This window comes from Vibrio crassostreae, assembly GCF_041439375.1.
In the GTDB taxonomy this organism is placed as follows: Bacteria; Pseudomonadota; Gammaproteobacteria; order Enterobacterales; family Vibrionaceae; genus Vibrio; species Vibrio crassostreae_D.
On record NZ_JBGONY010000043.1, the window covers coordinates 21997 to 44054 of the forward strand.

Genomic DNA, 22058 nt, shown 5'->3' on the forward strand with positions numbered 1-22058 from the left:
CCCAATTAAACCAGTTCAACGTGAAGGATATCGCCCTTCGCTTCAGGGTGTTTCTCTGTGAATGTCGCTGGACGGTGTTGTTCACGGCCATCTTCAACAAACACAACGTTATCATCACGGTCATCAGCATTGATGAAGTGTGCGAAGCGCTTAAGTTGAGCTTCGTCGTTGATTGTATCTGTCCATTCACAAGCAAAGTTATCCACTAGGCCAGCAATGTCAGTTTCAAGTTGGTCATTGATACCAAGCTTGTTGTCTACAATCACTTCACGTAGGTAATCAACACCACCTTCTAGGTTGTCCATCCATACCGAAGTACGTTGTAGCGGCGCAGCAGTGCGGATGTAGAACATCATGAAACGGTCGATGTATTTGATTAGCGTTTCTTGGTCTAGGTCGCTTGCAAGTAGGTCTGCGTGACGAGGTTTCATACCACCATTACCACACACATACATGTTCCACCCCGCGTCAGTTGCGATAATACCTAAGTCTTTACCTTGAGCTTCAGCACACTCACGAGTACAACCAGACACACCAAACTTCATCTTATGAGGAGTACGGATGCCTTTGTAACGGTTCTCGATCATCACGCCTAGGCCAACTGAATCTTGAACGCCGTAACGACACCAAGTAGAACCAACACATGTCTTCGCCATACGAAGCGCTTTTGCGTAAGCTTGGCCAGTTTCGTAGCCTGCTGCGATTAACTTCTTCCAGATTGCTGGTAAGTCATCCTTTTGAGCACCGAAAAGACCGATACGTTGTGCACCCGTGATCTTGGTGTACAAGTTATATTCAGCCGCAACATCTGCAAGAACGCTTAGCGCTTGAGGTGTTACTTCACCACCCGCCATACGAGGGATAACAGAGTAAGTACCGTCTTTTTGCATGTTACCTAGGAAGTTATCGTTGGTATCGTGCAGCTTCACTAGCTCAGGCTTAAGAATGTGCTCACCCCAGCAAGAAGCAAGGATAGAACCCGCTAGAGGCTTACATACTTCACAGCCGTAGCCCTTACCGTACTTCTCTAGTAGCTCATCGAATGTTTTGATCTCTTCGATACGAATCAAGTGGAAAAGCTCTTGGCGAGAGTAAGCAAAGTGCTCACATACATCGTTCTTCACTTCAACACCAGCTTTCGCAAGTTCAGCGTTTAGTACTGAAGTCACTAGTGGAATACAACCACCACAACCCGTACCTGCGCCAGTCACTGCTTTGATATCACCAATGGTATGGTGACCTTCAGCAACCGCTTGAGCGATCTTGCCTTTCGTTACATCAAAACAAGAACAGATAACTGCAGACTCAGGAAGAGAATCCGCGCCAAGTGTTGGCTTTTCAGCACCTGCATGAGCAGGAAGAATCAAGGCATCGGGGTGCTCTGGTAGGTCAATTTCGTTCAGCATTAGCTGTAGAAGATCGCCGTAATCAGACGTATCACCAACCATTACTGCACCAAGAAGCTTCTTGTTGTCTTCAGAAACGATGATACGCTTGTAGACTTCTGACTCTTCATTCTGGTAAACGTAGCTCTTACAACCAGGAGTACGACCGTTTGCATCACCAATAGAGCCTACTTTCACGCCTAAAAGCTTCAGCTTCGCAGACATGTCAGCACCTTCAAATGTGCTTTCGTTACCAACAACGTGGTCAACAGCAACGGTCGCCATCTTATAACCAGGAGCAACAAGGCCGTAGAACGTTTGGTTCCAAGACGCACACTCACCGATAGCGTAGATATCTTTATCAGTCGTTTGACAGTGATCGTTAATCTCGATACCGCCGCGAGGCGCAATACCTAGACCCATTTGACGAGCAAGTTTGTCTTGTGGGCGAATACCAGCAGAGAATACGATGAAATCAGTTTCTAGCTCTGTACCGTCTGCAAAACGCATTACGTTACGAGCTTCAGTGCCTTCAGGAGCAATCTCAAGCGTGTTCTTACTTGTATGTACGTTTACGCCCATACGTTCGATTTTTTGACGAAGTTGGTTACCACCCGCCTGATCAAGCTGCTCAGCCATTAACTTAGGGGCAAACTCAACAACGTGAGTTGTCACGCCAAGTGCTTTTAGTGCGCCTGCCGCTTCAAGACCAAGTAAACCACCACCAACAACCACACCAGACTTAGAGTTTTTAGCCGTAGCTTCAATCGCTTTCAGATCTTCGATTGTGCGGTAAACGAAACAATCTTTACCTTCGTTACCTTTGATTGGTGGCACGAATGGGAAAGAACCGGTAGCAAGAACAAGTTTGTCGTATTGAATTTCGCGACCAGTGCTTGAGTAAACTGTTTTCTTTTCACGGTTAACGTTGATTGCACGTTCGCCGATCAGCATGTTGATGCCGTGTTTCTCGTAGAAGCCTTCTTTAACTAAAGAAAGTTCGTCTGCAGTGTGGTGTGAAAAGTAAGAAGAAAGGTGCACACGGTCATATGCTACTCGTGGTTCTTCACAGAACACGGTGATGTCCATGTTTGCAACATCTGTCTTCTCGACTAAATCTTCGATATAGCGATGGCCGACCATCCCGTTACCGATTACGACTAGCTTCATCTTGCTCATAAGAATTCCTGAAGGTTATATATTTCTTAACTGAGCGAATAATGAATTATGAAAGAAAATGAAAATATGATGTAAATCAATTACGAAAACAAACTACCCTAAAGGGGTAGAACAAAAGAGGTAGATCTGCTTAATTATCAGGCTAAGCAAACGAATAACCGTAGGTTTAATGGGGTTTAGCGGGTTTTTATATACACTTTCTTGCACTAGAAAGAATGTTGTAAAGTTTCATAATAGATTAGCAACAACGCAAGTAAATGACAATCATTTTCATTTATAGTCATAAGAACTGTAATAACTCATGAAAGCGTTACAGGTTCATGAGCAACTATGTATAAATATGAAGAACTTAATGACCCAAAGGACAGGCGCCCTTTTCCATTCCCTACTAATTCCACTTACAAACAGCGCAATTAGTTTAAATATACTGGTGGTTGTTTAGTAAATGATAGATTTCCACAAGGAAAAGACCGACAAAGAAAGTCATCAGATAAGGACTTGTTCCTAGAGGCACTAATGAACAGAGGTCAAACATCGGTATTTGGAAGTAATGCTAGGAAATGGAATTTCAGATAGCAAAAAGGCCAGCATTTCTGCTGGCCTTTCAACTTTAAGTGATGGAGGCGCCTCCCGGAGTCGAACCGAGGTCCACGGATTTGCAATCCGCTGCATAGCCACTCTGCCAAGGCGCCTTCAATAGTGTTTTAAGAGAACAACTCTTTTGATTCCTACCAAAAAAGGTAACAACCAAATAGATGGTGCCCCGGGCCGGACTTGAACCGGCACAACGCGAACGTCGAGGGATTTTAAATCCCTTGTGTCTACCAATTCCACCACCAGGGCACGCAATTCTTTATTGCGATGCCGATTACTGAAAAGTAAAACACCATCTTAATGTCGAAATGAATCAACATTACAAAATTCTTTATCTCTAGAACTGTGTTGTCCTGAGAACGAGGCGTACTTTAACTGATTAAGATAATGAGTCAATAAAAAAATTTATTTATTGGATTCAATTGGTTAAAAACCGTTCCAACGTTTGTTTTTCGACCTAAAATCGAGAGAGAATTATACACAACAATTAAGCACAGGATAAACTGGCAATGAGCAGCGCACAAAGAATGCAGCACAGGATGTTTATTCGATTAACATGAAAATGAAGCGGACAGAATATTCTATCCAATGTCCGCTTCGAAACTTTGTACATAAATTAAGACACAGGCCACTCTTCTGGAATTAACTTTTCTGTCCCAACCTTATGCCATCGATATTTAACCGCATTTTTATATCTTTTATCATCAGAAAAATACGCATGCTCCAAGACTAGAACTTGTAGTCCACTACGACGTTCAACTTCATCAAATAGAAAGTCAAAATATTGTTTTAGGGCTAAGGTATCTTCATCCATTTGTGTATTACTCACGCCTACTTTTAACTCAACTTCAGACTCATTACCTTCTTTCATTGAGAAGTATGGGCGACTAACTTGGTCAATTACAACAAAATTAGGAACTGGTCTCTTAGCTTCTTTAAGATATCTTTGCATTCCAAATATTAACGATAAATGTATAGTGAGATAGTTTTCATCAGATCCTACATCATCAAACTGATACTCTCTCCCAGCTTCATTATCGTAAAGAACCACGCTAGGCTTCTTCGAGAAAAACTGTATTTTGCTTGTATCACAAGGAATTCCTCTCGGTAAATCTTTCATAACCTCCGATGCATAATTAGATATTGTATTTTCAATTATACTTAATCTTTGCATCTTCCTCTCAATATTAAACCTTTCCTCTAGCTCTTCTTTTTCTTCTATATACGCATTGAGCCTTGTTGAATCAAATGAAGAGTTGAAATCATGCGAATCCAAAAAATATGAAACCCTACCCGAAATCCTTGCTGCTCTCTGTGAAAGGTTATTAAATCTTTTCGCTTCCTCTGACTCAGCAATTAATGATTTTATATTGTTATCTAAATTCACTATTTCTCGCGTATTTAATTCAATTTCTTCGTCGATACTACGAATTAGGTTATCGACATTAGGTTTATGTTTTGATACAACTTTTCTTTCAAACTCTAACGACTTAAATGAACCATTAATTTTTTCAACAACTTCGTTAACTTCTGCAATATTAGAGTCACAGATAGGACATACATGAACATCATAACAGTTATAAAGGTCTAAGGATTTTAATTTTTTAGTTTGACTTTCTACTGTTGACTTAAATGATGACGATTCACTTCCAATATTTAACGCCGACTTCCTTTTTCTCTTCAATCGACTGATCTCAGAATGAATACAAGACTTATCTTTAATTAAACTATTGATTTCATCTTCATTTGGTATATTAACTTTTTTGAAATCCCATTTGGAAACATTTAGTAACCTTTCAATCAAAGCGTCTGCCTCTACAGGAAGCTCTTGATTCTCGTATATACCAACTTGACGTGACTCCCTAAGTAAGGAATGGCATTTATTAATAAAATCCAAGTTCGACTTATTTAAGTTTTCTTTTCGCTTCACCTCAGCTTCAATCATTTTTTCCAGTTGCTTTAGCCTGCGCTCCGCCGCTATTTCATCTTCCTTTTGAGCCCCAAGGAAGAACGGCATTGCACCTACAATCATTGGTGCAGCTCGAGAATCATCCAGTCCATGCATTAGAATCGTATCACTATCCACTACGTTTTTAGTGAGATACATGTACGGAGTCGCTTGACGTATAGATATTCTATTTCTGTCTGCTATCGAACTATCGCCACCTTGGTAAGCATTGCCGATTCCAAATAGCTTCTCAATAGCTAAGCGTGCCTGCTCTAAACTGGCCCTTCCTTTTAAGTCTTCGATTTTTCCCGGTACGTTAACACAAGCACCATATTCAACGAACATTTTAGTGGACGTCTTTGCACTTTTCTTAGGAATAGCCCTAGAAACAATCAGATCTACGTCTCCATTTGTCCATTTCGTAAGTACAAATGAAGTTCTATCTTTAATAAATGAAGGAATTCTACAAGATGAGGAACCCAAACAATAATCAATTACTCTAATTATTGCTGTTTTACCAGTATTAGAGTCGCCAGTTATTATATTTACTTCTCCTAATGAGAAGTTTAAGTCACGCGTTTTACCATCAAGGCTATAAAATCTAATACTTTCTAAATTCCAACTTTTCATATTTCCAGCCCTAGATGATTATATATTGTACTTGTAGAATCAACTTGACCTAGCCATTGGCCAAATCTATATGATTTAGTTATTATTCTGCCCAACTCGCTACTCGTCGACACCTTTTTTGGAGGTATAATATTTTCACCATCAGAGATCAATCTTCCAAAAGAATTTATTCCTATAATCTTTTTTGCAGCTCCGAATTTAATTGCACTCTTAGTAATTATTTTTGTATTTGATATTAAGTCAGCCAACTCAATAATAATATTAGGATTTCTATCAACCCAAGTAAAAAAACCAGTATCTACACGCGTATTCTTGAAAGATGTATCGTAATTACTTGACATCGAAATAGGTAGTGCTAGAAACGCTAATGGAAATTCGACACCTTGCGAAGACTCACTTTGAAAACCTTGAATATAGCCATGTAATATTAACGCACAATATGCAGGATTGGTTTCCACAAAAACATCATCATAGATCAAAATTTAGTCCTCATCAGTAATACGTTCCATATAGTCAGGATGCCATCCTACTGATTTCTTCGCAGATAATATTTGGTAACTGCCTCGCACCAAATCAGGGTTTGTCCAACCATACCGGATAGGTGGAACTTCATTATGAGCTTCAAAGTGAGACCACTTTAGCAGCTTTTTACCAACTTCAACCTTCTGAGCTTCTTGTTCTATATCTTCTGTCACTTCTTCGAAAAGATCTTTCCATTCGCTTACCAATCTCGAATCATATTGCGTTATCTTGGTTGCCAACGATAACCTTCGTTCAATCCATTGTCTTCTTTGGTTTCTAGCCTTCATTTCAGTTACTGCTGATCTTCTTTTCTGGCTATCAGTCGCGTTAATCAAGTCAAGTTGCTTTTCGAGCATCGGCGTCAAATTAGGCTCAGGAAAGATATCATTAAGAATATCAGAGTCATCTGTAAGCCCATCATCAATTAAAATAGCAGCCTTTTCTGCGATAAACTGTTTTAGTTCTTCCGCATATATAGCTCTAGCTCTTTCCCCAGTGAGACTTTCAATTACTTCTCTATCCCACCAAGACAATATTAATTTTGCTAGTTCCATTCTAATATATTCCGGATATAATTTACTTATAACCTTTTCAACTTCTTTTCTACCTTCATGTATCTGAAAAGCGCCTTTTTTATGAGTTATATTATTAACAAGTTTAACTTGATCAGGATTTGACATATCTAAAAAAGACTTACAGCCTTTGTATTTATTTTCATAGGGTAACGAATTTGGTTTTTGACTATTTTTTATTCGTTGTTTGTTATCTAGCTCCACTTCCTTCCTGGCATCTATAACTTTTTTGGCCTCTTTCCGCATCTCTTCAACTAAAATACTTCTATCACTTGACGTATCAGAAAGAACCTTAAGTGGCGAGTCCTCTTTAATATCAGCAACCGTCACTAACACAAACAAACCTTGGGATAAGGAATGTTTACTAATGAAATCAACCCAAACATTAATTGTTGACCAAAATTCTCGACTGGCTACACTTATTTTCTTTTCAGCATCAATAGAATGTTTAAGCTGATGGAGCTCTTTACTAGCACCATCACACAATTCAACATCATCCCATGTCTCCACTGAGACAAAAGCTTTGTCATTTGTTGAATCAAATAAGAGAGTAAGGGCATAAACACTCTGGTAGTAATAACCTAAAGCGGGGCCAGTTGCAGAATGCACATTACTGCCGGAGGAACTCTCCCCGTGTAAGTCTTCTTCCATACCTATTTCCTAAGCATAATAAAACGTCCGTCGACAACTTAGCCTCGAACGGGTTCAAAGTAGAAGTACGTGCAATGATCCAGCAACGTGCTCTCACCGAAACTATGAACAACAGGGTATTATGAAGATGTACGAACATCAACAACACTCATCTTAATATATCAGAATATGTTGTCATGGACCCGCGCACCAAAGCTCAAAACTCTGTTTTTAGTCTTATTTTTGAGCTATGGACGAAGTGAACGATATTTCTGGCCATTAGACCTTATCTATCCTTAGTAGAGGCTCGGCAACCTTAAATGCCCCAAAGATCAATAGCATTTTCCGCGCATTCTCCATGCTCTAGTTATAGCTTGCGGGTCGTTTACACCGAATTAGCTATGGAATGGCTCTTGACCTTATTCTGCGAAAATTTCTATATGATTTAATCAGCAACGTTGTTTTCTGTCTGGTTTTAATCATGTTTTGTAAGTCAATTTTTTGGCCATTATTTAGGTGGACATAAATCCTTTCTATAACTTTTATTTAGGTTTTTCGTCCAGTTTACGTTGCTCGATATTTACGACACTGGTGACTGGTGTATATCCATTAGATTTTATGTTCCAATCCAAATCTAACTCCTGACTCATGCCAGATTAGCTCTGTAGTGCTATCTGCCGTTGGGGCTTTTATCGGCTTCATTATGAAACAACAATTCTAGGCCGGCTTTGTTGCTTAAGTCGATGGAACTTAATCTAGAAGCTACGATTTGTGCGGCTATCCCTATCAATCGTCGCAACCTCATGTCTAAACCTCGTTACAAAACAACCAACTGGAAGCAGTGTAATCAAGCCTTAATAAGCCGTGGTTCTCTGACCTTTTAGATTGACGCGGAAGCGATTTCCGAGTGGAAACAAGGCAAACGGGTTAGACCACGCCGATTCAGCGACATATCCTTAATTACCACACTAATGGCGAAACGAGTTTTCTCTATGCAATTGTTGCTACAGGTCTCAAGGTTTATTGCGAAGGTGAATGGAAGGTCAAAAAGCATGATACTGGGGGGAAGCGTAGAGTCTGGCGTAAACTGCATATCGCAGTAGATACAAGCACCCACGAAATAGTCGCAGCAGAGCTGAGTTTATCTAACGTAACTGATACCGAAGTGCTCCCCAACTTACTCAAACAGACACGTCGCAAAATCATTGAGATATCAGGTGATGGCGCTTATGACACAAGAAATTGCTTTGATGCCATACGGATAAAGCGAGCGGTTCCGCTTATCCCGCCACGAGAAGGAGCTGCATTCTGGGAGCTAGGGCACCCTCGCAATTTAGCAGTAGGTTGTCAGAAGCTCTACGGCTCCAACAAGAAATGGAAAAAGCGTTATGGTTATCACAAGCGTTCGCTCTCTGAAACAGCCATGTATCGCGTGAAGCAGTTGCTAGGTGGGAGGTTAAGCCTGAGAAACTTCAATGCTCAAGTTGGCGAAACCTACGCCATGATTAAAGCGCTGAACAAGCTTACAGGGCTTGGTATGCCTGAAACTCAGTGTATTGTTTAATAATCACTCAATCTCGGCTATTTGATTTTCTGTCCGAATTACGCAACAAAGCCCATAGAAACCCTACCCCGAATCACTCCGAAATTCACCAGCAAAATCACATCACCTGATTATCCGCATGAGTTTACTGACGTCGACGGCGGCGCCACTAAAACAAAAAATCCGGCATCGATGACCAAAGCCACCAATGCCGGTCGTATTGACTTGGTTAAATATTAGGCTCATATAAAACAATGAGATAAAGCTCTAAGCCGGATTTAGTAGTATCGATCGGTAACACCACAACTAAAAAACCAGACTTTCATCACAAAAGTAAAAGTTCACTCGCTCTCAGAACGTCTTTAAACAAGCGGATAAACTCAATTTTCCTTTCAAAAAGCGTCTACCCTCGCGAGAACCATTCTGAGGGGCTATCAACCATGTTTAAAAAAAATCAAGAACAAATTTCCTGCCATTTATACGCACTTTTCAAAATCAATTTTATAGGGCAAATTTATGTTCATCAGGAAAACTTAACTCCTGATTTAATTGAATAAATCATACTATCGGAATTAAAGAATGAATACTAAATTAACAACATTAACTAACTCTGTTTCACCATCTAACGTCGCTCACTACGTTAAGCTGGCGTACAACTTGGTGTTCGCTCCATCAAAATTACCTGCTGACATCGATAACATTATTGATTCAGAAGAGTGCTATAACGGCGAATGCGATTACTCAAACGGATCCACAGCAATCACCATCGCTCAAAACCATTACTTGAGCGAAATTGGTGATCCCATTGAACATATTTTTGAAATGAAAGAATGGATTGGTTCCCATGCAGAAGCCATCAACGATGCAGATATTGAAGTAACTACAAATGTTGTGTTTCCCAATCTGGAAAGAGCTTCGTTCAGTTGTATTCACAATAAAAGCAACCTAAAAGGGCTACCTCAGTCCATCTACGATGCAATGGCATATGTGATCGAGCATATTGAAATGACTAAGGTTGAAATACTCGAACTTTTTTCTGCTGCCACCCATTCACTGGCTATCGACTGCTTTTACTCAATTGATGATTTTGACTTTAATGTCAAATCCGCACTTGAGCACGACCTAAACAAATAACTGATTCAATATATCAATAAAACCCAAGGAAAAAATCTCATGCCATTTAGTACTCAAGCTCTACTCATCACTTACACAAACAAAGCCAAACGACACACCTGCAAAGGTCAGAAAGTCCGAATGGAAGAATTTGTCGAATCCGCAATCGAAGTACAGGCGCAAGTTGGCCGTATAGACAACCTAGACGCCATCACTCGTGAGTTTGAACAACGCTTAACTATTAAGTCGAATTGGGGATATAAGCTGGCTGCTGAGCAACTATCCGAAGCCATTAAAACCGTCGAAAAACACTAACCCTTTAGCAACACCACTTTTTTACTTTGATTTTTGACTAGCCGAGCCTCTCGGTGACGGCCTTCTTATACCTCAAATTCGGCAGCCAATATATTGGCTGCCGAATCAAGAATAAATTTTGGAGCACATGATGAACTACTCAAACAACACACATACTTCGGCAAACTACGAAACACATGGCCGCAACTCTATGGTGAATTTCAACGATTTTCCTAACGGCGATTCAAGTAACCAACCTAACTTTGCACCTCTGGCACTTCAGGCTGTTGATTTAAAGAATTCGTCCGCAGAGCTGACCTTCTTTACGCCTATGGCAGAGAAAGTCTACTTTCACTACATGAATGGCTTCGGGTTCCTTCAGTGCAGTGGATCCGATTGTCTGATGTGCCGCGCTCAAATTAAATTAGATAGCCGCTACCTATTTCCCGTCTACGATCACATTGAGGGAGAGGTGAAGGTGTTGGCTGTTCCACCATCCGAAAAGCCAAAATCCTTGTTTCCGCAGATCAAGCCTTACGTCACCAAGGGCGGTCAACTCGTGTCAATTGAGAAAAATGGCTTCAACTATGATGTTCATGCGACTGCCCTCCCCGAGTACGCCACTATCGATGAAGATAAAATTACCGCGTTTTCCGACTCATTCGATTCTGGCGAAATACGCTTGTCTGATATCTACCGTATTTTGACCGACGACGAACTGCGAGATATCCCAGAGATCGAGAGACGCCTACGTTTCAAAGGTGTGGCTTGATTATGGTTAATCCAGTCATCATCAGCGGGGCCGAAAGCCTCGCTGAATTTCGTTTTAATAATAGTGCTCAGGCTATGCTTGAGATGCTGACGCAACACCACTACGTGCTCAACGACTGGATGGTAGGCGTTGGTAAGTCGTACCAACTGGATAAGTTGACCACTTTGGCGTTGGAGTCGAAAACATATGATTGCGTCATTGTCTCGGCGCCGACTCGAAGAATTCTTGAAGAAAGAAAGCCCCTTCAAAGCCCTCCAGCCGATGTTAAAGTTGTCAATATACAACCCCGTCCCAGCAAGTTGTGTGGTGAAACTCGCGATCTGAGCTGGAAAGGCTACGAATGTAGAAACTTAGGTCTACTGGGCAAAAAGCACATTTGCGCCCTTTGTCCAAATAAAGATAAGTGTTTTTGGCCCGACCAATACGGCAAGAATTTGAATGGGGCGAAAATTGTATATGCAGCTCAATCCCACTTCGTGCGTAACCCCTACTTCATCCAACACATCGTAACGATGGCGAAAGCAAACAATGCTTTAGTCATTTTCGATGAAGCCAATGTGAGCATAAACCATTACAGTCGATGCATATCGCCCATATCGATTGAACAAACCCTAGAAGCCGTGCAAGAGAGTCATCTATCAGACTATGTAAAAGGCACTCTAACGCACTACCTAGAATGTTTACGACAGGCCTCGACGGAGGAACTGCGCGATATTTCTGCGTGGCGCTGCCCTGCAATTTTTCCAGATCAGATCACTCAAATCACCAGTATTGGCGATCGCATATTTGGCGATCGTTTCATCAATATTCTGTATGACATTCAAAGCTTCGGAGTGTCTGAGGTAGAATCACGCGAAAAATTAGCGGATGGTTCAATTCACTTTCCTGCGCCGCCAGTCAATGCGGGATACGACACAGTGCTATACAGCGGCACCACCTACCCGGACATACTCAAACTTAAGCTCGGGATGGATTTTTATAGCCCTTACTCTCACATTGAGTTCCGAGGGGAATCGACGATTTGGCACAATATCGCGTCCTCAATTGGGACTGCGACAAACTTTAAGAAAAACTCACCACAAATCCTAGATACCTTCGCCCAATTGACGCTCCAACGAGTGAGAGAAGGAAAACGCGTATTGTTGGTCTCTAAACAGAAACACGTCGACCACTGCGTTTCCTTGTTCAATCAATTTCTGGCAGAGGAAGGGGTTCAGGATATTCGTGTGGTTCCCGCAAGCGCTTACGCAGAGTGTGACGATATGACCTTAGTCCCCATGATCCATTACGGGGTCATCGGTATTAATCAATTCGAGGAGTTCGATTGCTGCTACTGCCTAAACAGCTATTACGTAACCCAAGACATACTTAACAACGCGATTCAGGATCTACGAGCCGAGGATGAGCGAATAGACGTGGCGATTGCAACCACTGACAACCCTCGACGGCGTTATGGCGTCATCACAGATCAAAAGTATCGGTACTCTGATGTCGCTAAAGTCGTAAACCCAATGCTGCAAACATTAGAAATGGGTGTCGTCATCCAAGCCATTGGACGTGTTCGCCCATTTACAAAATCGCGTGAAATCATCACGTTTCAAAATAACGATGCACCAAAGTCGGGTTACGACCATGAGTACACCAATCTAGATCAACTGCGAAAACACTTCTGTTTAAAAAGCAAGCAAGCCCGAACGTCGGCAAGCCTGTCAGAGCAGATCAATCAGATGATAGCCGACGGGATTAAGCAGCAAGAGATTGCTTCAACTCTTGGGATCAGCACTCGAACCGTTCGACGCCATAAGACCGGATAACCAACACTAACTCAGCAAGGAAGGCATTGTCAGAAATGCTTTCCTTACAACTTAAAGGTCATGCAATGGAATTATTACCTGGAACCCAAGCGCATCTAAAAAAGAGAACAAACCCACCATCGAGTGCCTTGATTCTGCCTCAAGATACGTCACATACCATCGGGAAAACTCAGTTCATTCAGCATGAAGCCGAGCTCGAACAATTGATTGATCTGGCATACCAATTAACTCTATCCGCTGTCAGTCTCAGCTTTCAATTCACTTACTCGACTCCGGTAGTCACGCTACCGAACGGCAATGACAGATATGATATTTCGTCCATGACTCCACGCTTACTCAGCATGACGCTGATGGAGAACACAAGTAACTCACTAGCGCTGCACTCGTTCGTCATTGACGTTGCGACTCCCTCGATTAGTCCAAAACTACAAAGCCTTTTCGATCTGCCTGTGACCTACGTAACCCACGACGCCAAATCTGACCTGCACTGTATTTGGTCATTGGGCCTACACGAGCCCAGATATTGGTGGGATACCTGCATTGCAGAAAAAGCCAGATATCTTGGTCAACACAATAACGCTAAGCCCGCACAAGGTATTTCAACGGTCGAAAAGATACAAGCCCAAAAAACATTGGCTGAACAGAACATGGTGTTTTATGGCTTAGCGGAGACAGCTCAACGTTACAATGTACAAAACGGCCTCGCTTCCAGCGTGAAGTTACAGATGGGCTCTGAGCAAGACCACCAGTCTTTTTCTGCCTTCCAGATTGAACGGACGTCGCAGCTCAGCATCACGGTGGCAAAACTGTATCTACCACAAAGCCAATCCTGCCTCATCTTTGGTATCCACCAACACCTTATCAGTATTGAGATGCCTTGGATCGTGACTAACGCCGCTATCGAGTGGAACGGCTTTAAAGTATGCAGAGATAAGTGCAGTCAAATTCTCGAAGCGTGCGAGCGTAAATTTAATCTATACAGTCAAGAGCTCGCACAACTAGGGATGACAAACCCCAATAGCCAGCATCAAAAACAAGCGCTTTTTGCTTCACTCGGATTACTACATCACTTCAAAGATGGTGACGACTATAATTTTAAACGTGAAATGCTAAGCAAAAACTATGCTTTGCACCCTGCTGTGGCATTCTTGGCCAAATATACGCATATCGATTCTGTCTACAAAGACGTCATTTTACAGCCCGGTATTGTCGGTAGTGACGGACGCGTTCACCCAGAACAAAAACAGCTTACGGCTGCGACAGGCCGACAGGCTACCGTTGCGCCGAATATCTTAGGTCTTCCTGCTGTCCTTCGTCCGTTAGTGGTTGCACAAGACGGTTACGCGATTGGAGAAGTCGATCTGGCACAGATTGAGGTGGCGATTGCTGCTGGCGTGTATGGCGACTCAAACTTAGTCAAGATGTACAACCAAGGCGACCTATACACAGCCATGGCACAAGAGTTCTTCAGCGAAGAGTTAGAATCAGAATACCGCAGCTGCGATTCGTCGGCCTTCAAAGAGAAACATCCAGAGAAACGAGCCATCATGAAGCAATGTACACTTGGCCTAATTTACGGTATCACCAGCTTCGGAATAGCGAAAAAACTCAATATCAGTGTCAACAAGGCCACGGAGCTGATGGATAAGTTTCTATCGATGTTTCCCGAACTGCAAAAAGCCATTAAGAGAATGCCCCGGTATGGCACTCTGCGAGGGCATGTCAGCACTGCAACGGGATTGCACCGATACCGCCAATTGGATGCTAAGCGCGGCCACACTGAGAAAAATTGGATGGTAAACATGCCAGTACAAGGTACAGCAGCAGCCTTGTTCAAAGCAGCCGGAAATCGACTTCATCAGTTATATAAAGGTTACAACGCCAAATTGATCGTTGCGATGCACGATGCCTTTGTTTTCGAAGTATCTAAAGAACACTTAAATGTAGTCAGTGAGTTAACAGCGCAGATCATGACCCAAGTGGTTCAGGAAATGTACCCACAGTTGAAGATAAGGTCTGATATCAACATAAGCCAACCAGACTGTTGGACCAAAGATGGTGATCCGAACACACTTGATGTGTGGCTAGCTAAATGACCAAAACTGGACGCAAAGCCTAATGGAATTATTATCAAGGTTTTGTGACCACTTTTTCTGGTTCTCAAATCATGGCTGGTAAATCGATACTTAGTTGATTGGAGAGCTATCGTAGTGACACCAATGCCCTAGCACACTTAAGTCCCATTTCTCGTTAGTGCTTTTACTAACTCGTATCCTGTTAATGACGGTTTTGCCTACAAAAAGTTATCTGAGTTCAATGTATATAGACATTATGCTTCACCAAGCAGTCTAACTTCTCAATTTGTTCACTAAGCTATTGATTGTAAATTGAAGTGATAGATGAAAGGCTGCATTATATTGGCATGGAATACGGCGAAGGGCCGTATGTCGTGGCTATAAGGCTAGGAGTGAAAAATGAGTATGTTGTCCGATATTAGGGTAGTTTGCCCTAGCTGTGCGAAACTTATTGAACAAACGATTATAGTCCCAGAACCGAACTTTATGGCGGAACGCATGAAAGACAGTGCGGTTGAATTCTGGGATAATTTAGTTTGTGAGCACTGTGAACATCACATCGAATATAGAGGTTCAAATAGTTATTACGAGCTGTATATGACCTCCGATGAGGTCGCTGAAGAAGACTTTCATTTTAGTGATGCCTCCTACGAATTCGATGAATACGATTCAGATGAGTCTATAGAAAGTGATGGTGTCAAAGGCATCATCAATAATAGAAAGATTGAGTCGTTATATCATTTTTCAAAAATAGAAAACCTAGAAGCTATCGCTAGTCAGGGTTTGATCCCAAGAGCTCAACTTAAGGATGGTGATTTCAAATTTACAGATGTAAATCGCTCTGATGGTTTTCTTGATGCAAACTGTATTTCGATTAGTTTTCCGCAATATAGAATGTTTTTTATCAAGCGTGTTCAAAACCCTCGACAGAATTGGGTTGTGCTGGAGCTATCTCCGGAACTTATCTTGGATAAAGAGTCGGCATTTTTTGAGAGAAATGCTGCTTCACGCGAGGTGAAATCAGAGGTTATCGAGAACCGAAAAATGGCTACAGCCTTTGAGAAAATGTTTGACGATATTGAAGAGTTGCCATCACGTGATGAGCGAAAACTACCAGACAATTACCCTTCAGACCCTCAAGCCGAGATTCTTGTTTTCGATAAGATAGATCGTAGTTACATTATAGCTGCTCACTTTGCTGACGAGGATATGTTGTCAAAATACAAAGATCACTTAAACGGTATTGATGCCAAAGTTAGCCCTGAATTATTCGATAATCGAGTTGATCACGACTGGTTATAGTCATTTTATAACAAAAGCGGTTAAGACAGGCTCCCAACGCTTGGAGTTTTCAGTTCTAGTTGGATTTTGTGCTTACGGTACAATGGATTAGGTAGGGCGGCACTTAACACGGCGTTAGCCCAAATGAGGAAGGTATGCAGTACTTTGAAAGCTTGGAAATTCTAAACCCTAGGAAATCGTGGGTTAAAAGTGAGCTTGATAGCATTATTCAAGAATGGACCTTGTGGTATGAAGAAACCAAAATCATCCCTGTTCATAATTACGACCCCAATAGGCAAACGATAATGTGGATGGATGGTGAGGAAAATATACGAACACATCAGCGTCTTGTTCAGAAAACTGTTACCTTCTTGAGCAACAACTTCAAGAATTATGAATTCATGTGGCGTAGTCGTAACGGTCAATTACATGAGCAACATGATTGTCGTCTTCAAGTTAATGCCAAACATCGCCTACAAGAACTAGAAGTGATTCGAGACTCTCTCCATTACGCAGTTGTTCCAGACGGTTACTGGAAGCAAAAGGGAATTCAGGTTGTCGATAAGTTAGCGGACAAAACACCAGATGTAGCAGCGGAAATCTTAGGGCAATATTTGAAAAATCCGTTTGGGGATTTGGGCTAATAAAGCGTTATATGATTTACAGGAGTAAGTAACTAGTGGCAAAGAAAAAACCTTTATCCCATTACGTGCCAAAGTTTAGTAACAAGTACTGGGCTGACGAGTCTAACTTCATGTCCTATTTCTGGTGTGAGTACACAACATCAGTTAAAAAAGAAAGCAAAGGCAAAAAGCAGTGGGGTCGAAAGAGAGGTTTATATACTTGGGAAGTAGAGAACTCTTTAGATAAAGACTTAGAGACTAAAGTTGCTCCGATTTACGAAAAGCTTATCACTTATAATGAGTTAAGTAGAGATGAAAGATTTCTATGGGCACAATTTCTTCTGTCTCAGCTAGTTCGAACACCTAGCTACATTGAATACGAAAAGACAGCTGTTGAATTAACAGGAGTGAAATCAAAGCCAATGTGCGATCGAGTAGGTTGCCAAGAGTGCCTTGATTTGAATTTTGTTGCTAATAGAAATTGGTTGTTATTGAAAACGCATTGTGACGATTACTTAGTAAGAACTGACAACCCTGTTTTACAAACTGGCTTTATCGAACTTCGAAATAGCTACCTCGTCTATCCTCTAACTCCTCATTTATGTTTCGTTGCTACGCCAATGAGTGAAAATTGGAATCCTTTTGAGCAGAATAGCAATCCAACAATGGGTTACGAAATGCCTAAAGGGTGGGCTCACATGGTAAATTTTTATTTGGCTAAATCTGCATATCGTTCGTTAATTTTGAGTCCCGATCATGCGGGCGTTATATCAGACACCATGTTTACTGAAGTGTTGGGGTCATATACACAGCCGCCTTTTTCGCTACACGTTACAGAAGTAGAGAATGTGTGGCCGGCATACGAAAGTATAAGAAAAATCATGTCCATAGCTGATGGTTGTGATTACCCAGAATGGGGCATAGAAAAACTAACTCCAGACTATCCCGAGAATGCAATTACATAACACAGCGTTAGCTCACACATTTTGCAGCCTTTTCCATACAAAACCTAATCCGTAATAATCTAATTTAATAATGTAATTGACTCAGTTTTGTCCAAAAATAATTTGGAGACACTCAGAACTCAAAAAATTCAAGTCCAATCACTGCGTGAACGAAAGTGGACGACATTCCTTAATGAGTCAATTTTATAAAGGAAATGCGTCCACCTTTTTGGACCTAATTACCCTTTAACAAAAAAAGCAGAGGTTATCCCCTGCTTATCAAGCTTATCCATCAATCATCAATAACCTCGTCGGCGACGATAGCAATTACGTACCCAACGATTCCCCCAATTAATATGGAATATGGGTATGGACAATATCTAGCACCAATCGCAGCACCGACTTGAGCACCACGGATACCAGTGTTCTTCTTTGATTGTGAGAATGTTTTACTTTGCATACTTCCCTACCTCTTTATATAGATATGAAAAAAGGCCATGCTCGATGAAGAACATGACCCTTTAGAGTTTTTGTTAATGTAGCTTTAGTGAGACTGGCCGCACACCTGACAGCTACCATCATCATATGCACGCTCACCACATGCAGGACAGGTTGTGACTAATGTTGTTATTGATTTAATCGCCATGTAAAGGCTCCTTCTTGTTGGTTGATTAGTGTGTTGCGGAGCTCATTGATACCGCAGCCTAGAGAGTTCCAATTTCGAAACTGAGATATCGTGAGCCAAGCTCCGCAACAAAACTTATTGTGCTTTACCTTTCGGGGTATCTGGGCTGCATTGAGTCACATCAGTGACATGACCATTCATTGTTCCACAGGCATCGGCATACCACTCAATACGTTGGCCAGACTGAGAGTAAACTTGTTTACCTGCTTTCCCATTCCAGGATTTTTCTATCTTCGAAATGTCAGCCGGATTACCGCCGAGCGTACCGCCAGCGAATGATGATGTGGTAACGAATAGACACGATAGACCTAGCAGGATGATTGATTTTTTCATTGTGTTGTTTCCTTGAATACGTCATGACGCCATCGGTAAAGGCACCGAAAGCGAGAATGGTTAATAGTTTAAAGAGGGTGATCGACAGGTAATGTCGAGACGAGTGAATCAATTTCACTCAAGTTACATATGCCTTGTCAGACATACGCTTTGGCGACCAATAAAAGCTATAGCAATATCAGTAACCTTATGAAGTTTCGCTAGAAATAATCGGATTCTCTCAAAGCACGACATGCCCTGACGAGTGGTCTATCTAAAATGCGTAGCATGAAAGAACACGACACCCTAGCGAAAAGACTTGGTATTATTTTGACCCGTTTGAATACGGGAGAACGGCTATGTCTGGAAGAATTGAGGCGAGAGTTCGGTGTGAGTGAAAGAACCCTGCAGCGGGATTTCAATGAGCGATTAAATTACCTCCCTATTCAACGCGAAGGTGCATGTTATTTTCTTGATCCAAAAGTCTTGGGTAAGCAGACTAGCCACGAAATATCAACATTACTTGCCAACATGGGACTAGACACCCTGTTTTCGGGCAAGCACTACCTGAGTAACGGAGTGCTTAACAACAAATCGACGCCGCCGTTTCTATTCAAGAACCCACGGATTGAAGACATCAGCGAAAACGCTTCTATGTTCCAGAAACTTATCGAATCGGTTCAACTACGGCACGTAATCAGCTTTGTCTGCGATGGACAGGCCTATGATCAGTTCCACCCATACCGGTTGGTGAACGATAGAGGACTCTGGTATCTCGCCGGAGCACACAGAAACCGCCTAGATTTACTCAGAGTTGCCAGAATTTCCGAGTTAGTCCGATATGAGGACAAATACTCTCCCGATACTAACGTCGAGCAGATCATCACTGGTTGGCGATCAGATGTTGAGTCAATAACTCCTGTCGACGTGGTTATACAGATTCGAGGACGCATTGCCGATGCCTTCTTCAATGAAAGCACCGACCATGATTTTCGAGTGTTGAAAGTACTGAATTCCGGAGACGTATTAGCCTGTAACCAAACCAATAACATTCCACACTTGCTTCGTCAGCTAAAGGCGTGGCTTCCTGATGCAGAGGTATTGTCACCCGACTGGTTACGGTACCAGTTGAAGCAAGAACTTCAGATCTACCTGAACACCGTCATGTAAAAGCCACAGTTCCTAGTCAATCACCGTCTAAATCTTGGTGTTGGCTGGCATCTCCGTCGTAGACATCCCGCTACATAATCAAGCCGCGAGTTACCCAACTCCTCGGCCCTAGCCTTGAACATTCCAGTATGAACCATTTTCTTGTCTTTCCATGCTCCGCATGCAAAGCCCTTGACTTGATGGAATCGTAGACTGATACCGAATAAGGGAAAACTTAAAACGTTGCCATTTTTTAGTACATCCTAATAAACTAATAAATAACCCGCTAGGGGCCGAATTGTTAATAATATATAGCTATTGAAATTACAGATTCAATCACCTCTGGCTATCGTTAGAGTGCATCACGTTTAACGAAAGTTGTCCGTTTGGCGATCCATTACCCTTCCTCATTGCCAGTAATGGTAATGGGGCCGGAATAGCCGATTACTAATCCGTCCCCCATCAACCGGCCAGTTCACCTTATAACAATGTGATTTAGGCTCCGTGGCCGCTTTGACCGTACACGAACACATCACACCTCTTTTCAGTCTTAGCTTTTACTAACCGAAATAGCTTACACGATATCTTTGCCACAGCTTTTGCTTAAAAGAATTAAGTCTTCATTTCAGAAAAGGTAATAATCTCAGATAATTCAGCTGCTCTCTTACAAGGATTTTCTAATCCCTTGGCTTAGTAACCTGTAATGAAAAGGCAAAAGCCATCACACCTTGTTTGCACTGGTATGATGGCTTGTCCAATTCACAGACCAAAACAACGTGAAAATTTCTCCTGTTCATTTCTTGTCCCGGTCTGGTACTTGGTTTCAGTCAACAGTTAGCTTAACGTCATCGTAAGCTTCCATTTCTACATAACTGATAAAGTTAGCCTGGTAGGTGTTAAAGAAGTCTTGAACATCTGGCCTGCTTAGTGGCACTTCCCCCATGAACCGTATAAAGGCAACACCGTGATTCACATCGAAATCGACTTCTTTCTCAAGTTCGGAGTAAAGGCCAGCATAGGAAAAGTCCGTCAGGTAAGCCAGATACCAGCAGTCACCTTTCTTTTCGAAACGTAACTCGATTGGGTGGAATCCTCCATCTTCAGGGGAATATAAACTATCACGGTAATTAAGCGTAATTGTGGTAACGTCATCGCTAATTTGATGTTTACCGACTTCATCATTGATTAGTTGTTTAAAAGCGTCAGACACGGAGAGCCCTAGCTGTTCGCCATAGGTTAGTTTCATAATAATTGCTCTTTGATTTTACGTGGATTGCGCTCTTGGCTAGTGCGCGGTATGAAAGGGGGTTATGCAGTGGTTTCAGGGGTTCCGTCAGCGTCAACTAATGCGATCAGTTTATTACAACGTACATCAAAATCTGGCGACAGAACGTGAAGAAACAGACTATTTGGCGCAGCCTTTATTAGTCCCATCGCATCAGATCTTAGCGTACTAGCTATAAATGATGGATTATTCGCACTTCCGCCGATTATTGCTGGTTTTAACACTGTACTTTTAAATGATTTATCTTTGTACTCCTTAAGAATATTTATAAGTTTTTTCATTGGAATAAGCTCTTTGGTGAATAATCCCCCACTGTCATTACCCGTTAGCTTTAGATACAGTTCTTCATCTCCTCTTATTTTGACCAAGTCGAAATAAATGCAACTTTCGCTCTTTGGACTAAGCTTTTTTGCTTTCCCGGATAGCAGAATGGAAGTATTCTCACACTCTATTGCTTCCTGATTATCTTGGTCTTGTGTCTCTTGTACTTTCTCCGGTTCCAATCCTGTCGGTAAGTTTTCTTCAATAACTTCTACTTCGCTATCGGCTTTATTTTTGTTACTAGCGGTTTTTCGGGACATACATATTTCTCCTTATTGTTTGGCTTAAGTTATAACGACTCTGCTTGTGGTAACAAAATCTGTACAGGGTGAGAGGCTTTGTTTCCTAAATCAGGGAACTAATGCTTAAAGCTACGATCAGATCATC

At 41.8% G+C, this 22058-nt stretch carries 17 protein-coding genes, 2 tRNA genes and 1 pseudogene; 10 read left to right on the forward strand and 10 right to left on the reverse strand.

The window, feature by feature from the left end; translation table 11 throughout:
* Positions 1 to 5: 5 nt before the first annotated feature.
* From nirB to ACED45_RS16795, 6 genes are all read right to left on the reverse strand, one after another.
* A complete protein-coding gene (gene nirB / locus ACED45_RS16770) occupies positions 6 to 2564 on the reverse strand; it encodes a nitrite reductase large subunit NirB (protein ID WP_060981256.1) in 2559 nt (852 codons plus the stop codon).
* A 618-nt stretch (positions 2565 to 3182) separates the two neighbouring features.
* Positions 3183 to 3256, reverse strand: a tRNA-Cys gene (locus tag ACED45_RS16775).
* Between the two features lie 64 nt (positions 3257 to 3320).
* A tRNA-Leu gene (locus ACED45_RS16780) sits at positions 3321 to 3407 on the reverse strand.
* Between the two features lie 367 nt (positions 3408 to 3774).
* Positions 3775 to 5736: a DUF3732 domain-containing protein gene (locus ACED45_RS16785; protein ID WP_371714521.1), complete on the reverse strand. Its 1962-nt coding sequence runs from the start codon at positions 5734 to 5736 to the stop codon at positions 3775 to 3777.
* Complete coding sequence (locus ACED45_RS16790; RefSeq protein ID WP_065677091.1) at positions 5733 to 6215, reverse strand: three component ABC system middle component; 483 nt, start codon at positions 6213 to 6215, stop codon at positions 5733 to 5735. The genes ACED45_RS16785 and ACED45_RS16790 overlap by 4 nt, the downstream gene beginning before the upstream one ends.
* A gap of 3 nt (positions 6216 to 6218) precedes the next feature.
* Entirely contained in the window at positions 6219 to 7481 is a 1263-nt protein-coding gene (locus ACED45_RS16795; RefSeq protein WP_065677092.1) for an ABC-three component system protein, read from the reverse strand.
* A gap of 782 nt (positions 7482 to 8263) precedes the next feature.
* Between ACED45_RS16795 and ACED45_RS16800 the strand changes: the two are divergent.
* The 9 genes and pseudogenes from ACED45_RS16800 to ACED45_RS16840 all read left to right on the forward strand — a co-directional run bounded on the left by ACED45_RS16800 (position 8264) and on the right by ACED45_RS16840 (position 17940).
* Positions 8264 to 9024: pseudogene (locus ACED45_RS16800) on the forward strand (IS5 family transposase).
* Between the two features lie 558 nt (positions 9025 to 9582).
* Positions 9583 to 10137, forward strand: a complete 555-nt coding sequence (locus ACED45_RS16805; RefSeq protein WP_065677659.1) for a hypothetical protein — start codon at positions 9583 to 9585, stop codon at positions 10135 to 10137.
* A 39-nt stretch (positions 10138 to 10176) separates the two neighbouring features.
* The gene (locus ACED45_RS16810) at positions 10177 to 10431 is read left to right on the forward strand and encodes a hypothetical protein (protein WP_065677658.1); all 255 of its coding nucleotides are present in this window, start codon (positions 10177 to 10179) and stop codon (positions 10429 to 10431) included.
* A gap of 127 nt (positions 10432 to 10558) precedes the next feature.
* Positions 10559 to 11182, forward strand: a complete 624-nt coding sequence (locus tag ACED45_RS16815; protein ID WP_132968478.1) for a hypothetical protein — start codon at positions 10559 to 10561, stop codon at positions 11180 to 11182.
* Positions 11183 to 11184: 2 nt separating this feature from the next.
* Positions 11185 to 12996 carry a DNA-binding response regulator gene (locus ACED45_RS16820; RefSeq protein WP_371714522.1) on the forward strand — a complete coding sequence of 604 codons (1812 nt, stop codon included), beginning with the start codon at positions 11185 to 11187 and terminating at the stop codon, positions 12994 to 12996.
* A gap of 65 nt (positions 12997 to 13061) precedes the next feature.
* Positions 13062 to 15092: a DNA polymerase gene (locus ACED45_RS16825; RefSeq protein ID WP_371714523.1), complete on the forward strand. Its 2031-nt coding sequence runs from the start codon at positions 13062 to 13064 to the stop codon at positions 15090 to 15092.
* A gap of 378 nt (positions 15093 to 15470) precedes the next feature.
* Positions 15471 to 16373, forward strand: a complete 903-nt coding sequence (locus ACED45_RS16830) for a DarT ssDNA thymidine ADP-ribosyltransferase family protein (protein ID WP_371714524.1) — start codon at positions 15471 to 15473, stop codon at positions 16371 to 16373.
* Positions 16374 to 16507: 134 nt separating this feature from the next.
* Positions 16508 to 16996: a hypothetical protein gene (locus ACED45_RS16835; RefSeq protein ID WP_371714525.1), complete on the forward strand. Its 489-nt coding sequence runs from the start codon at positions 16508 to 16510 to the stop codon at positions 16994 to 16996.
* A 35-nt stretch (positions 16997 to 17031) separates the two neighbouring features.
* Complete coding sequence (locus tag ACED45_RS16840; protein WP_371714526.1) at positions 17032 to 17940, forward strand: DUF4238 domain-containing protein; 909 nt, start codon at positions 17032 to 17034, stop codon at positions 17938 to 17940.
* A 271-nt stretch (positions 17941 to 18211) separates the two neighbouring features.
* Here ACED45_RS16840 and ACED45_RS16845 read toward each other — a convergent pair whose 3' ends face one another.
* Together ACED45_RS16845 and ACED45_RS16850 are read right to left on the reverse strand one after the other, a co-directional pair.
* Complete coding sequence (locus ACED45_RS16845) at positions 18212 to 18379, reverse strand: hypothetical protein (RefSeq protein ID WP_010429941.1); 168 nt, start codon at positions 18377 to 18379, stop codon at positions 18212 to 18214.
* A gap of 300 nt (positions 18380 to 18679) precedes the next feature.
* Positions 18680 to 18937, reverse strand: coding sequence for a hypothetical protein (locus ACED45_RS16850; protein ID WP_065677653.1), 258 nt, complete (start codon positions 18935 to 18937; stop codon positions 18680 to 18682).
* Positions 18938 to 19204: 267 nt separating this feature from the next.
* On the opposite strand from ACED45_RS16850, the gene ACED45_RS16855 reads away from it, so the two are divergent.
* Positions 19205 to 20086: a helix-turn-helix transcriptional regulator gene (locus ACED45_RS16855; protein WP_065677652.1), complete on the forward strand. Its 882-nt coding sequence runs from the start codon at positions 19205 to 19207 to the stop codon at positions 20084 to 20086.
* 802 nt (positions 20087 to 20888) lie between these two features.
* Here the strand turns inward: ACED45_RS16855 and ACED45_RS16860 are convergent.
* Both ACED45_RS16860 and ACED45_RS16865 read right to left on the reverse strand, forming a co-directional pair.
* Positions 20889 to 21311 carry a DUF2787 family protein gene (locus tag ACED45_RS16860; RefSeq protein WP_371714527.1) on the reverse strand — a complete coding sequence of 141 codons (423 nt, stop codon included), beginning with the start codon at positions 21309 to 21311 and terminating at the stop codon, positions 20889 to 20891.
* Positions 21312 to 21373: 62 nt separating this feature from the next.
* Positions 21374 to 21931 (reverse strand): hypothetical protein, encoded by a 558-nt coding sequence (locus tag ACED45_RS16865; RefSeq protein WP_371714528.1) that lies wholly within the window; start codon positions 21929 to 21931, stop codon positions 21374 to 21376.
* Between the last annotated feature and the right edge of the window lie 127 nt (positions 21932 to 22058).

Excerpts from the sequence above, each read along its gene's own strand:
- ACED45_RS16835 (WP_371714525.1), top strand. The coding sequence starts at position 16,508 with ATGCAGTACTTTGAAAGCTTGGAAATTCTAAACCCTAGGAAATCGTGG.
- ACED45_RS16865 (WP_371714528.1), bottom strand. The coding sequence starts at position 21,931 with ATGTCCCGAAAAACCGCTAGTAACAAAAATAAAGCCGATAGCGAAGTA.
- nirB (WP_060981256.1), bottom strand. The coding sequence starts at position 2,564 with ATGAGCAAGATGAAGCTAGTCGTAATCGGTAACGGGATGGTCGGCCAT.
- ACED45_RS16785 (WP_371714521.1), bottom strand. The coding sequence starts at position 5,736 with ATGAAAAGTTGGAATTTAGAAAGTATTAGATTTTATAGCCTTGATGGT.
- ACED45_RS16850 (WP_065677653.1), bottom strand. The coding sequence starts at position 18,937 with ATGAAAAAATCAATCATCCTGCTAGGTCTATCGTGTCTATTCGTTACC.
- ACED45_RS16805 (WP_065677659.1), top strand. The coding sequence starts at position 9,583 with ATGAATACTAAATTAACAACATTAACTAACTCTGTTTCACCATCTAAC.
- ACED45_RS16830 (WP_371714524.1), top strand. The coding sequence starts at position 15,471 with ATGAGTATGTTGTCCGATATTAGGGTAGTTTGCCCTAGCTGTGCGAAA.
- ACED45_RS16795 (WP_065677092.1), bottom strand. The coding sequence starts at position 7,481 with ATGGAAGAAGACTTACACGGGGAGAGTTCCTCCGGCAGTAATGTGCAT.
- ACED45_RS16845 (WP_010429941.1), bottom strand. The coding sequence starts at position 18,379 with ATGCAAAGTAAAACATTCTCACAATCAAAGAAGAACACTGGTATCCGT.
- ACED45_RS16825 (WP_371714523.1), top strand. The coding sequence starts at position 13,062 with ATGGAATTATTACCTGGAACCCAAGCGCATCTAAAAAAGAGAACAAAC.
- ACED45_RS16815 (WP_132968478.1), top strand. The coding sequence starts at position 10,559 with ATGATGAACTACTCAAACAACACACATACTTCGGCAAACTACGAAACA.
- ACED45_RS16860 (WP_371714527.1), bottom strand. The coding sequence starts at position 21,311 with ATGAAACTAACCTATGGCGAACAGCTAGGGCTCTCCGTGTCTGACGCT.
- ACED45_RS16810 (WP_065677658.1), top strand. The coding sequence starts at position 10,177 with ATGCCATTTAGTACTCAAGCTCTACTCATCACTTACACAAACAAAGCC.
- ACED45_RS16820 (WP_371714522.1), top strand. The coding sequence starts at position 11,185 with ATGGTTAATCCAGTCATCATCAGCGGGGCCGAAAGCCTCGCTGAATTT.
- ACED45_RS16855 (WP_065677652.1), top strand. The coding sequence starts at position 19,205 with ATGAAAGAACACGACACCCTAGCGAAAAGACTTGGTATTATTTTGACC.